Raw genomic sequence first — 12,650 nt, forward strand, 5'->3', positions numbered from 1 at the left:
CAAGTATTGCTGGTACCTCCTCCCGGCATGTTCGCCCGCCCCCGCATTCAGCGGGGTCGGGCTTTTTTCTCATGTCTGGCGGAGCTCAGGAAGTGACCAGGAACCCACGTTTGCGTGATTGCATGATCACAAGGTTCAACAATGAAGGTATTCACGCCCTCTGATTACGAGTGGAAGGGCACCCGGCTTGCCCTGTTCATCGAACGTCATGGATATGGAACGCTGGATCAACTGCAGGAAGATGCAGAACGTGATCCCGCGACGTTCTGGGATCGGGTGTTGCAGGAAATCGGACTGGAATGGCAGGTCCCGTATCGGCAGACGCTCGATCTGTCGGGTGGAATCATGTGGCCGGACTGGTTCGTCGGCGGCCGACTGGATCTGGTCGACAATCTCGTCGGCAAGCATGCCAGGCGAAACGGCGAAAAGGTCGCGATCCGGTGGGAAGGCGATGCGGGAGAGTTCCGCAGTCTGACCTACGGTGACCTTGCGGATGAGGTGGCCCGTGTCGCATCAGGGCTGCAGGCCATCGACATGCGAGCAGGTGACCGGCTTGCAATCTACCTTCCGATGATTCCCGAAGCTGCGGTGGTCATGCTTGCTGCAGCCAGTATAGGGGTCGTTTCAGTCCCACTCTTTTCAGGCCTCTCGTCCGATGCCATGGCCAAATGTCTGGCCGATTCGGGCGCTACGGTGCTGATCTGTGCCAACAGCCATGACCGCCGGGGTCAGCCGATACGCATGCTCCCCGTTGCGCTGAGTGCGGCATCTCAATGTGCGTCTATCCGCCATGTCATCGTGGTGGACCGAAAGCCGTCGGCAGGTTCGTATGGGCGTGATCAAGATGAATTCAGCTTTGGCGTGCTGGGCTACGAAGCATTGAAGTCCCTTCCGTCGCACGGTTCCGGTGCGCAGAGCTTCCCACCCGATCAGACCTTGATGCTGATCTACACATCGGGTACTGCAGGACGCCCCAGGGCAGTCATCCATACCCATGCCGGATTTCCGGTCAAGGCGGCGCAGGATCTCGCGATGGCGTTTGACCTGAAGGCCGACGACACCTTGATGTGGGTGACCGACATGGGCTGGCTGATGGGCCCGTGGATGGTGTTTGGCGGGCTTATGCTTGGCAGCACGATCGTCTTGTGCGAAGCGCCGCCTGACCATCCGGATCCGGGTCGCCTGTGGCGTGTGGTCAAGTCCCACGGCGTGACCCATCTGGGCTTTTCACCCAGTCTGGTGCGCAGCCTGATGGGCAGTCACGACGCGGTACCCCCGCCCGGCATGCTTGATACGCTCAAGGTGTTCGGGTCGACCGGCGAGGCATGGAACGAAACGCCCTGGCTTTGGCTGTTCGAAACCGTCGGCAAGCGCAGGCGGCCCATCATCAACTACTCTGGCGGCACGGAGGTGGGGGGCGGAATACTGACCTGCTTCCCCGGGCTGCCCCAGGTGGCATGTGGGTTCAATGGCCCGATACCGGGTATGGCAGCAGACATCGTCGATGCCGCAGGCCGGCCGGTTCGCGGGACCGTCGGCGAACTGGTCGTGCGACAGCCGTGGCCCGGCATGGCGCGCGGTTTCTGGAAGGACTGCGCGCGCTACGAAGAAACTTACTGGTCGCGCCTTCCGGACGCCTGGCTGCATGGTGACTGGGCGAGCATGGACAGTGACGGCTACTGGTTCGTGCATGGCCGCAGCGATGACACGATCCGCGTGGCGGGCAAGCGCCTTGGTCCGATCGAATTCGAATCGGCGCTCGTGTCGCATCCGCTCGTCGCCGAGGCGGTTGCAGTAGGTGTTCCTGACGCGGTGAAGGGGGAGGCCGTGGTGTGTTTCGTCCGCCTGCATGACGCCCGGACCGATTCAGATACCGGCTGGAGCGTATGGGAGTCCGAACTGTCGGATCACGTGGCGCGGTTGCTCGGCAAGCCTTTGCGTCCGGCACGTATTCATGTCCTCGGGCAGATTCCGAAGATGCGCAATGGCAAGGTGTTGCGCCGGGTGCTTCGAAGTGCCTACATCGGTCGACCTGTCGGCGACCTTTCGTGCATGGAAGATCCGCGTTCCATTGACGAAGTGCTCAGCCTGCGCAACGCCTGGGCTTGACTGTCCGAAGTGGGTGCGTCCTAATATCGAACACATGAAAACCTCTCACGACGTCGTGATCAACGTGTGGGAAGTCCGGTCTGCGACAGCTGGTTCCGGTGCACAGTTGCGAACGAGCGTGAGTGTGTTGCGAGAAGCAGCATCCTGCGGTGCGTCAGCCCTTCACTTCTTCGTGTGCAACCCTTCAGGAGCATGAATTGAATTCAGCCCAGGATCCTGTAGTCATCGTTGCCGCCCGGCGTACGCCACTCGGTGGCTTCCTGGGTGAGTTGTCGTCTCTCGCCGCCCCGCAACTCGGTTCCATTGCGCTTGCGGCTGCGGTGCAGCAAGCGGGTGTCCAGGCGTCAGACATCGAAGAGCTCTACATGGGCTGCGTACTGCCAGCGGGTATCGGACAGGCGCCCGCCCGCCAGGCGGCCCTTGGCGCTGGCCTCCCTTATTCCTGTGCGTGCACGACGGTCAGCAAGGTGTGCGGGTCGGGCATGAAAGCGGTCATGCTGGCACATGATTCAATCGTCGCCGGCTCCGCAGGCATTGTTGCTGCGGGGGGCATGGAATCGATGAGCAACGCGCCTTACCTCCTTTCGCGCGCACGCAGCGGCTATCGGCTTGGCCACGATCGGGTCATCGATCACATGTTTTTCGACGGCCTGGAAGATGCCTACAACGATCGTGGCTCGTTGATGGGCGTGTTCGCCGAGCAATGCGCTGACGAGTACGGTTTTTCGCGTGAGGACCAGGATGCCTGGGCGCTGCGCTCGCTGACGCGCTCGCGTGACGCAGCAGCAGCTGGCGCCTTTGACTGGGAAATCGCGCCGGTAACGGTTGCCGGCAAGGGACGCGGCGCGCCAGCCACGGTCATTGCGCGCGATGAGCAGCCGCAGTCGGCCAAACCGGAAAAAATTCCTGCCCTCAAGCCCGCGTTCAGAGCGGATGGAACCGTCACGGCCGCGAATTCGAGTTCGATCTCGGATGGTGCGGCGGTCGTGCTCATGATGCGCGCCTCGCGTGCGTCGGCACTGGGCTTGACACCGCTTGCCCGTATCGTTGCCCACGCGTCCTATGCAGGCGAACCGCGGCGTTTCCCGATGGCCCCCGCGTTTTCGATCCGCGGTGCGATCGAACGCAGCGGCTGGAGGATGGCTGATGTCGATCTATTTGAGATCAACGAGGCATTTGCAGTGGTGACGCTCGCTGCAATTCGTGACCTCGGTCTGGACGCGGATCAGGTCAACCCCCATGGTGGTGCCTGTGCGATGGGCCACCCGATCGGCGCCACGGGTGCGCGCCTGATCGTTACGCTTCTTGGTGCACTGCGCCGTGCAGGCGGCCGTCGCGGTGTGGCAAGCTTGTGCATCGGTGGCGGTGAAGCCACGGCAGTAGCGCTTGAGTTGTGGCAGGAGTAAGCTTTGCGTAAGTTTCGGATACGCCAGCGATTTATCGCCCGAGAGGGCCCTGCATTGATCGCTGCAGTACTTCCGGCGAATTTCCCTTCGTCGGCGCAGAAGATTTAAATTCAGCCCGCGAGACGGTGTACCTCGAAGTACATCGCTACGCAGGTCCTGGAGGAGCCGGACCCAGTGCTTCGCAACGCGATGTTGTGTCGTACCGGGCATCCGTCTGCCTCCGTGCAAAAAAGGAGGTGGCCATGGATGTAAGGGACGACGATCAAAGCCAGATGTTTTCCCGCCCTGAGCGTGACCGGGACGTCATGAAACACTGGGAGCGAGTGCTCAACGGTGAAGAGTGCAGTTCCGATGCGCTGCGCCGGCTGATCGACGATTCCTGGCGCCGTTGCCTGAACGCGCACGTTGATCCGGGCAAGTACCAAGCCCCGCCTCCCCTGAGCGAGAATTCGCTCTATTCCCTGCAACAGAAGCACGGTGATCTGCTCAGCGCCAGCACGCCTGTCATGGCGATGGCGCGTGATTTTCTGGCCGAAACAGGCACCATCATGGTGCTTACGGACCACAGCGGTACCATCCTCAGTCTCGAAGGCGACCATGCGACGCGCGAAGAAGGCGAAAGCATGAACATGACGCCCGGCGCAAGCTGGAGCGAAACCGCCTGTGGCACGAATGCAATCGGCACGGCGATCGCCGTGCGTCATCCGGTTCAGATCCATTCAGCCGAGCATTACTGCGCCGGCATCAAGCGCTGGACCTGCTCATCGACCGTCATCCTTGATCCCTACGACAGTTCGGTGCTGGGCGCGATCGACGTGTCCGGACTGCACCAGACCTACAACCGTCACAGCCTTGCGCTGGTGGTGGCGACTGCCAGCAAGATCGAGGGGCGTCTGGCCAAGCATGAAATGGGCATCCGTTTCCGCCTGCTTGAGCGCTGCATGCACAGACTGACGCATTCCAGTGGTGACGGCGTCGTGGTTTTCGATCGCCGAGGCAACCCGGTCAAGACCAACGAGCGGGCAGAAGAAGCGCTCAATCAACTCGCGGTTGGCCGCATCGGCTCGCGCAGGCTCGATATTGCGTCGATCTCGCTCGGCCATGCTACCGACGACGGGCTGCCTGCCGGCCTGCAGGGCTGGATTGCACCCGAATGGCTGGAACCGGTATTCGACAACGGCCAGCGTATCGGCACCTTGCAGACGATTCCGATCTTCCGTCCTCGCGCGGCTCACAGCAGCGCTGCGACGCTGGTTGCGGAGAGCGCAGCACAGGAGCCGAGCAAGCTTGACTGCGTCGTGGGCAAGGATCCGGCGCTGGTCGAATCGGTCGAGCGTGCGCGTCAGCTGTCCAAATCGAATGTACCGGTGCTGCTTCTCGGCGAAACCGGTGTCGGCAAAGAGGTGTTTGCCAAAGGCATTCACGATTGCGGCAGCGCGAAGTCGGCGCCTTTCGTCGTCGTCAATTGCGGCGGCCTGTCGCGCGAATTGCTGGCGACGGAATTGTTCGGCTACGCGGAAGGCTCGTTCACCGGCGCACGACGCGGCGGCATGATGGGCAAGATCGAAGCAGCCAACGGTGGCACGCTGTTTCTGGACGAATTGGGCGAAATGCCGCTCGACATGCAACCGCACCTGCTGCGCGTGCTCGAAGAGGGCGAAATCTACCGGCTCGGTGAAAACGCGCCGCGCAAGGTCAAGTTCCGGCTCATCACCGCGACCAACCGCGACCTGCGCAAGGAGGTGACTGACGGTCGATTCCGCATGGATCTTTATTACCGCGTCGCCGTGACCAGCATCCGCATCCCGCCGCTGCGCGACCGTCTGAGCGACATTCCGGTGCTGTCTCGCGCGCTGATAGAAAAACTCGCGCTGCACCACGGTGTGGCGGCCCCGCAACTGAGTGCGGCCGACCTTGGTGACCTGGCGTCCTACTCGTGGCCCGGCAATGTGCGTGAATTGCGCAATGTGCTGGAATCGATGCTGCTGACCGGAGAGCGTCCGCGCGCGATCATCCACACCGATGAGCCGCAGGTTCGCGGTATTCGTCCGTTTGATGCGCCGATGCATGGCGGAGAGCAGCACATGTTCGGCATCGGCGAAGTGCGCGACAGCCGTCGTCTTGAAGAAGCCGAGCGCGAAGCCATCCTTAGCGCGATCGACGGAAGCCATGGAAACATGGCGCTGGCAGCGCGTTCGCTTGGCATCGCCAAGAGCACGCTCTATCTGAAACTGAAGAAGTTCGGGCTGGATGCGCTGGTTGAACGGGCCCGAGAGGTTCACGCCAAAGGCCATTGATCGAACGCTTGAAAAAGGGAGGCCGAACTCGCCGGCCTCCCTTTTTTTGTCCCAAGTTCTTTACATGACCTTGACGGCCCGACCGATGAAAAGGATGGGGCCTGTCGGACGATCGATCGGCGAGCCCTTTTCCGGTTCCAGCGTGATTTCGAACAGTTGGTTGTTTTCCAGCGGCGGCAGCCTGTCCAGTTTCACATCCAGCGTGCGGCCCGGCTGAACCAGCCCGAGCGAAACAGGGCCTTTCCACTTGTCTGCCTTGGTCCAGAACTGGAAAGCCTTGGCCGGCGGCACTTCGCTGCTGCCCAGCGGGATCAGTTTGAGGGACTGTTCGGTGCTGGCCTGGATCACCCAGCCAGGTGCCTTGTCGTCAGGCGCCACCAGCACCACCATGTAGCGCGGTGTGTCATCGCGCGGCGCACCGGACAAGCCGGCAACCGCCAATATCGTTGCGGCGGCAAATCCGGTAGCCGCAAGGGAGCGCCAGAACGCCAGGTTGTCCCACAGACGGCTCCATGCTGAAGGCTCGGCGGGCGGCACCTTGCGCGCAGCCGGTGCAATGCTGCGTTCTATGCGCGACCACAGCGCCGGGGGCAGGGCCTCTGGTTCAACCATCGCAGCGAGCGGAAGCAGGCGCTCCTCCCAAAAGGTCACTTCTGCGGCGAGAGCCGGGTCGGCTGCGACCTGCCGGCTGACCTGCGCACGCTCGTCTTCGTCGAGCAGGCCGAGCACATAGAGGCCGGCGAGTTCACTGTTGTCCATGGGCTCATTCATGCAAGACACTCCTTCAGTGCCTGCAGCCCGCGACGTATCCAGGCCTTGACCGTTCCCAGCGGTGTGTTCATTCGGCTCGCAATTTCCGTGTGCGTGCAACCTTCCAGATAGGCCAGCAAAATACTTGAACGCTTCGCAACATCAAGTTTTTCCAGACATTCGTACAGTTGCCCCGATTCGGACGACAGCAACACCTGTTCGTACGGGTCGGCAGCGCTGGAGCCTGCCTCATCTGCGAATTCGGTCTCCGGCGTGGCATCAACCGACACCTCCCGTGCGTGGTCACGGATATGGTTCAACGCGCCGTGGCGAACGATGCTGTAGATCCAGCCACGCGCCGAACCGCGGCTGGGGTCAAAGCTCGCCGCCTTGTCCCAGATGCGAACGAAGGCGTCGTGCAGGACATCTTCGGCAATGTCGCGCCGGCGTACGATGCGGATTGCGACGCCAAGCAGCCGACCGCCTTCAAGCTGATATATGCGATGGAGTGCGCTGCGCTCGCCCTTTACGCATGCAGCGAGGGCGGCTTCGAAGTCAAAGTCGTCCGTCAGTGAGCTCATCAAGTCATCCGGAGGAAGGAGCGAACCCGCCGAAGTATGTCAGCAAGCTCGCCGATCGTGCCAGGGGCTGTTCGCATCGGATTCGTGCGTCACGTCGTCCTTGGGTTGGCTGCACGCGTGATGTAAGAATCCGATGCGAACAGCCCCCGGCACATGGTTTGTGTTTCAGCTACCCGAAACCGGACAGGACGGATGCAGCACAACATGTGCGGGCGGGTGAGTGCCGCGCCAAATGTTGCAATGCGAAAAAGCACTTGCAAACATACGCCGGTGTCTGTAAAGTCCGTCCCTCAGTGCAGAGCGGCCGATTTCCGATCGGCTTCCGGGTCATTCCGGTGCGTGCACAGCAAGTTATCGTCCCTGGCCTGTCTTTTTCTCCCGCCTGTTTGGTCATGCGTGGTTGATCGGTTAGTGCCGATAGATCGTCGGGACTTCGCCCGACCAACCCGCTCCTTCCGTTCTGCCTAGCGCAGCACGGCGGGTGGCCATCGTGTGGAAAAAACTCATGGAATTCTCAGAACTCGGTCTCAACGAAAACCTTCTTGGCGCAATCGTCGAGGCCGGCTATCCCAATCCTACGGACGTCCAGCAGAAGGCAGTGCCTGCCGCTCTGGCCGGTCGTGACCTGATGGTGTCGTCGCAAACCGGCTCCGGCAAAACCGCTGCATTCATGTGGCCGGCGCTGAATCGCCTGATGCAGGAGTCGCCGGTGAAGGCGCGCGGTCCCCGCGTGCTGGTGCTGACCCCGACCCGCGAACTGGCGATCCAGGTGACCGAAGCCTGCCGCAAGTACGGCAAGGGCATGCGCTACGCCAAGGCTGTCAGCGTGGTCGGCGGTACATCCTATGTCATGCAGAACAAGCTGCTGGCCCAGCCGTACGAAGTGCTGGTCGCCACGCCCGGTCGCCTGATCGACCAGATGGACAGCGGCCGCATCGATTTCGGCCGCCTCGAAATGCTGGTACTCGACGAGGCCGACCGCATGCTCGACATGGGTTTCATCGAAGACATCGAAGCGATCGTCGAGCGCCTGCCGCAGAATCGCCAGACGCTGTTGTTCTCGGCCACCTTCGAACCGCGTGTCTGCCGTCTGGCCGAGCGCCTGACGCGCGATGCGCAGCGCATCGAAATCGTCGCCACCGCAGCACAGCACGAGAAGATCGAACAGCGTCTGCTGTTCGCCGACGGCATGGGTCACAAGCAGCGTCTGCTCGACCACCTGCTGCGTGGTGAAGACGTCGAACAGGCCATCGTGTTCACGGCGACCAAGCGCGATGCGGACCAGATCGCAGAAACGCTCGGCGAAAACGGTTTCCTCGCAGCTGCGTTGCATGGCGACATGCATCAGGGCGAACGCAACCGCACGCTGGGTCATCTGCGTCGCGGTGCGCTGCGCGTGCTGGTGGCGACCGATGTCGCTGCGCGCGGCATCGACGTGGCCGGTATCAGTCACGTGATCAATTTCGACCTGCCGAAGTCGGCGGAAGATTATGTGCACCGTATCGGCCGCACGGGTCGTGCCGGCCGCAGCGGCATTGCGGTCAGCCTGGCGTCCGGCGACGACGTGCGCCGCGTGAAGACAATCGAGCGCTTCATCCGCCACGTGATTCCGGTGCACACGATTCCGGGTCTGGAGCCGCGCGTGCAACCGCGCAGCACGGCGCCGCGCAGCGCTCGTCCTGGCGGTTCGGCACGTCCGGGCGGCTGGGGTGCCAAGCCGGGTGGCGCACCGCGCCGCGAAGGAGGTTATCGTGGTGGCGCAGGCGGTGGCCGCACAGACCGGGCACGCCGCCCGGACTGATCGCTGAAGCAGCCTGACACGGGCGAAGGGGCATCGGGGAACCGGTGCCCCTTCGCTTTTTCATTTATTGCTCTACGGGTGTAAAGTTCGCACCTTTTTCCGGGCGGCGCGGGCTGCCGGAGGACCTTGACGATGAGTGCTTCTGAAGCAGCGCGAGCGCCCCGGGTTGGCGTGGTGATGGGGTCGAATTCCGACTGGGACACACTGCGCGCGGCGACAGCGCTGCTCGAGCAGTTCGGCGTGCCTTTCGAGGCGCGCGTCGTGTCGGCGCACCGCACGCCGGACCTGCTGTTCGCGTATGCCGAGGAGGCGCGCGCGCGCGGTCTGCGCGCCATCATCGCCGGAGCCGGCGGCGCGGCGCATCTGCCCGGTATGCTGGCGGCGAAGACCACCGTACCGGTGCTGGGTGTGCCGGTGCAGTCGAAGGCACTCAATGGCATGGATTCATTGCTGTCCATCGTGCAGATGCCCAAAGGTATTCCGGTCGCCACCTTTGCAATCGGCGAGGCCGGCGCCGCCAATGCGGCGCTGTTTGCGATCGCACTTCTGGCGGGCGAAGATGTGGCGCTGGCCCGGGCGCTGGATGCCTTCCGCGCCCGGCAGACCCAGACCGTGCTCGACATGAAGCTTGACGGCTGACCACGCGTTCAGGTGCCGCCTGCCAGAAGCGGCCATTTGTCCGGCAGGTGCAATGCAGGCTCCCGTCATGCAGGTTATTGTATTCGCGGAATTTAATCGCTCTTCGGGCAATGCTTCGCCGCATATGGACGATGCAGGTACCGAGCGCTTTCATCGGAGTCGCAACACATGATTCTTCCTCCCGCGACACTGGGCATGCTGGGAGGCGGCCAACTGGGCCGCTTCTTCGTACTGGCCGCTCATGAGATGGGCTATCGGGTGGTCGTGCTCGATCCGGATCGCAACAGTCCGGCCGGGCGGACGGCCGATGAGCACCTGTGTGCCGCCTACGATGACGCGGATGCGCTGGAGCGCCTGGCGCAAAGCTGTGCGGCGGTAACCACCGAATTCGAGAATGTTCCGGCTGACACGCTTGACCATCTCGCCAAGTTCATTCCGACCCGTCCGAACGCCGAGTGCGTTGCCGTGGCGCAGAACCGCATCGCCGAAAAAACCTTCCTGTCGGATCGCGGTTTCGCGGTCGGGCCGTTCGCCGCGGTCACCAGCGCCGTGCAGATCGAGTCGGTCGATCCGGCGCTGTTTCCGGCTGTGCTGAAGGTGGCGCGCTTCGGTTATGACGGCAAGGGCCAGGCGCGGGTCGCCAACGTGGCGGAAGCCAAGGCGGCTTTCGAAAGCTTCCGCGGCGAAGCCTGCGTGCTGGAAAAGATGTTGACGCTCGACATGGAAGTGTCGTGCGTGCTGGCGCGCGATGCGGCCGGCCGCGTCGAACCCTTTCCGATTGCGGAAAACAGCCATCGCAACGGCATCCTGGACGTGAGCATCGCGCCGGCACGCATCAGCGGTGCGCTGGCCGCAGAAGCGACCGAAATGGCGATCGGCATCGCCGCCGAACTGGGTTACGTCGGCGTGCTCGGCGTCGAATTCTTCATTTCGGAAGGTCGTCTGCTGGTCAATGAAATGGCGCCGCGACCGCACAACAGCGGGCACTACACGATTGATGCCTGCATCACCAGCCAGTTCGAGCAGCAGGTGCGCATCCTGTGCGGCCTGCCGCTGGGGGACGCACGGCAGCATTCGCGCGCCGTGATGGTGAATCTGCTGGGTGATCTCTGGTACGAACGTGATCCGCACCACGCGTATGAGCCCGAGTGGTCGCGCCTGCTGCGCATCCCCGGGCTGAAACTGCATCTGTATCGCAAGCACCACGCGCGCCATGGCCGCAAGATGGGGCATTTCACGGTGCTGGGCGAGCACGGCGAACCGGTCATTGATCTGGCAATGAATGCCCGCCAGTCGCTTGGCATTGAAGACTGAGCATCGTGACGGCGGGCAGCACGGACATCGACGTGGCAGCCGAGCGGCTGCGTGCCGGCGAACTGGTCGCCTTTCCGACCGAAACCGTTTATGGCCTTGGCGCCGATGCGCTGAACCCTGATGCGGTGCGCCGGATCTTTGCTGCAAAGGGCCGGCCGGCCGATCATCCGCTCATCGTCCACCTGCCCGAGACGGCGCGGATCGTCGACTGGGCGCGCGACATTCCGCGAGAGGCCATTGCGCTGGCCAACGCTTTCTGGCCAGGGCCGCTGACGCTGATCCTGAAACGCGACGCCGACGTGCCGGATGAAGTCACCGGTGGTCAGGATACGGTTGGCCTGAGGGTGCCTGCGCATCCGGTCGCGCTGCAGCTGTTGCGCGCGTTTGGTAGCGGCGTGGCTGCGCCATCGGCGAATCGCTACGGCCGAATCAGCCCGACCACCGCTGCGCATGTACGCGATGAATTCGGCGACGCGATCACCGTTCTTGACGGCGGCGCCTGCGAAGTCGGCATCGAATCGACCATTCTCGATCTGTCGGGTGAAGCGCCGCGCATCCTGCGTCCGGGTGCGATATCGGCTGCTCAGATAGAGGCGGTGATCGGTCGCAAGCTTGCAACGACGGCCGGGCAGGGCGCGCCACGCGCGTCCGGCACGCTGGCAGCGCATTACGCGCCGCGCACGCCGATGAAGAAGGTCGCCGGCGAACGCTTGCGGGATTTCCTGAATGCCTTCCGCCACAGCGGGCGCCGCTGTGCGGTGATTGCCCACTCGCAGCCGCCGCTGGCCGACTGCCCGCATCAATGGAGCATGCTGCCGGCAGATCCCGAAGGCTATGCGCGAGGCCTGTATGCCGCGCTGCGCGAGGCCGATGCCAGTGGCGGCGCGATGATAGTGATCGAGGCGACGCCCGAAGGCGTCACTTGGGCAGCGGTGAATGACCGGCTTACGCGTGCGCTTGCCGGGGCCGGCATTACGCCACTTTGAATGACGTCAGTTCCCAGACGATCCAGTCTTCGCGAAAGTAGGGCATGCGGGCGCGCATCTTCTGCAGGTACTGCCCGCGCCATTCGCGCTTCACCCAGCGCTTCACCTCAGGCGCGTACCACAGGTTTTCGACCCGTTCGGAGTGGCTGCGGAAGAAATCCGGGTGCTCGAACTTGATCAGCCGGCGCACGTTCAGCGCCTCGAACGTGCCTGCCGGCACCGTGACCGACTCGGTGCGCAGGGCGTCGATCTGCACATGCCAGCGCCTGGCACGCGACTTGGCGTCATGCACCACCATCGACTGCCAGCTTTCTCGCGCCCCAGGTTCGAGCAAGGCGGGCAGCAGCGGCAGCGGCGGGTTGTACAGGTTGTCGTAGTCGTAGACCGAATCGCGCGTGACGACCCATGGCGCGTCGTATTCCTCGCGCTGGTCGTGGCGCAGGCCGCTCAGCGGTTTGCCTTCGACCTCAAGCCGCAGTACCGGCGAAGCCCCTGCTTCTGCCACGTAGCGAATCTGTGCCTGGCGTTCGCGGTTGTAACCGTTGAGCTCGTCGTAAGCCCATTCATCGCCCGCCGTGATCGCCGATGCATCGTGATCGCCGGCGCTCGAATACAGGCCGGCCGTTGCGCAGCCCGACAGCATCGCCGGCACTGAACCGGCCGCCAGCAACGCGATGCCATTGCGCATGAATACGCGCCGTTCGAGCTCGGGCTTGTCGCCAGGCTTCATCGTTTGCTCCAGAAGGAATTTTTCATCTTGGTCTGAC

The 12,650-nt window shown here is 63.0% G+C and carries 10 protein-coding genes; 7 read left to right on the forward strand and 3 right to left on the reverse strand.

The genetic code is table 11. The annotated features are described in order from the left end of the window. Nucleotides 1-141: 141 nt before the first annotated feature. From BSY238_RS15105 to BSY238_RS15115, 3 genes are all read left to right on the forward strand, one after another. Nucleotides 142-2,109, forward strand: coding sequence for an AMP-binding protein (locus BSY238_RS15105; protein ID WP_069039873.1), 1,968 nt, complete (start codon nucleotides 142-144; stop codon nucleotides 2,107-2,109). Nucleotides 2,110-2,258: 149 nt separating this feature from the next. After that, complete coding sequence (locus BSY238_RS15110; RefSeq protein WP_335625438.1) at nucleotides 2,259-3,515, forward strand: acetyl-CoA C-acyltransferase; 1,257 nt, start codon at nucleotides 2,259-2,261, stop codon at nucleotides 3,513-3,515. Between the two features lie 305 nt (nucleotides 3,516-3,820). Further along, nucleotides 3,821-5,812 carry a sigma-54-dependent Fis family transcriptional regulator gene (locus BSY238_RS15115; protein ID WP_223300158.1) on the forward strand — a complete coding sequence of 664 codons (1,992 nt, stop codon included), beginning with the start codon at nucleotides 3,821-3,823 and terminating at the stop codon, nucleotides 5,810-5,812. 60 nt (nucleotides 5,813-5,872) lie between these two features. Here BSY238_RS15115 and BSY238_RS15120 read toward each other — a convergent pair whose 3' ends face one another. Together BSY238_RS15120 and BSY238_RS15125 are read right to left on the reverse strand one after the other, a co-directional pair. After that, the gene (locus BSY238_RS15120; RefSeq protein ID WP_069039876.1) at nucleotides 5,873-6,583 is read right to left on the reverse strand and encodes an anti-sigma factor; all 711 of its coding nucleotides are present in this window, start codon (nucleotides 6,581-6,583) and stop codon (nucleotides 5,873-5,875) included. Next, the gene (locus tag BSY238_RS15125) at nucleotides 6,580-7,143 is read right to left on the reverse strand and encodes a sigma-70 family RNA polymerase sigma factor (RefSeq protein WP_069039877.1); all 564 of its coding nucleotides are present in this window, start codon (nucleotides 7,141-7,143) and stop codon (nucleotides 6,580-6,582) included. Before BSY238_RS15125 ends, BSY238_RS15120 begins: the two co-directional genes overlap by 4 nt. A gap of 505 nt (nucleotides 7,144-7,648) precedes the next feature. On the opposite strand from BSY238_RS15125, the gene BSY238_RS15130 reads away from it, so the two are divergent. The 4 genes from BSY238_RS15130 (at nucleotide 7,649) to BSY238_RS15145 (ending at nucleotide 11,883) form a co-directional block, all read left to right on the forward strand. Then, complete coding sequence (locus tag BSY238_RS15130; RefSeq protein ID WP_069040727.1) at nucleotides 7,649-8,944, forward strand: DEAD/DEAH box helicase; 1,296 nt, start codon at nucleotides 7,649-7,651, stop codon at nucleotides 8,942-8,944. A gap of 132 nt (nucleotides 8,945-9,076) precedes the next feature. Beyond that, on the forward strand, nucleotides 9,077-9,583 hold the full coding sequence (purE, locus tag BSY238_RS15135; RefSeq protein WP_069039878.1) for a 5-(carboxyamino)imidazole ribonucleotide mutase: 507 nt from the start codon (nucleotides 9,077-9,079) through the stop codon (nucleotides 9,581-9,583). A gap of 195 nt (nucleotides 9,584-9,778) precedes the next feature. Next, nucleotides 9,779-10,897, forward strand: a complete 1,119-nt coding sequence (locus BSY238_RS15140) for a 5-(carboxyamino)imidazole ribonucleotide synthase (protein ID WP_236952630.1) — start codon at nucleotides 9,779-9,781, stop codon at nucleotides 10,895-10,897. Nucleotides 10,898-10,902: 5 nt separating this feature from the next. Further along, nucleotides 10,903-11,883, forward strand: coding sequence for an L-threonylcarbamoyladenylate synthase (locus BSY238_RS15145; protein ID WP_069039880.1), 981 nt, complete (start codon nucleotides 10,903-10,905; stop codon nucleotides 11,881-11,883). Here the strand turns inward: BSY238_RS15145 and BSY238_RS15150 are convergent. Beyond that, nucleotides 11,870-12,613, reverse strand: a complete 744-nt coding sequence (locus tag BSY238_RS15150; RefSeq protein WP_069039881.1) for a DUF3108 domain-containing protein — start codon at nucleotides 12,611-12,613, stop codon at nucleotides 11,870-11,872. The two genes, BSY238_RS15145 and BSY238_RS15150, sit on opposite strands and share 14 nt — an antisense overlap. Between the last annotated feature and the right edge of the window lie 37 nt (nucleotides 12,614-12,650).

It is taken from the genome of Methyloversatilis sp. RAC08, from assembly GCF_001713355.1.
GTDB lineage: Bacteria > Pseudomonadota > Gammaproteobacteria > Burkholderiales > Rhodocyclaceae > Methyloversatilis.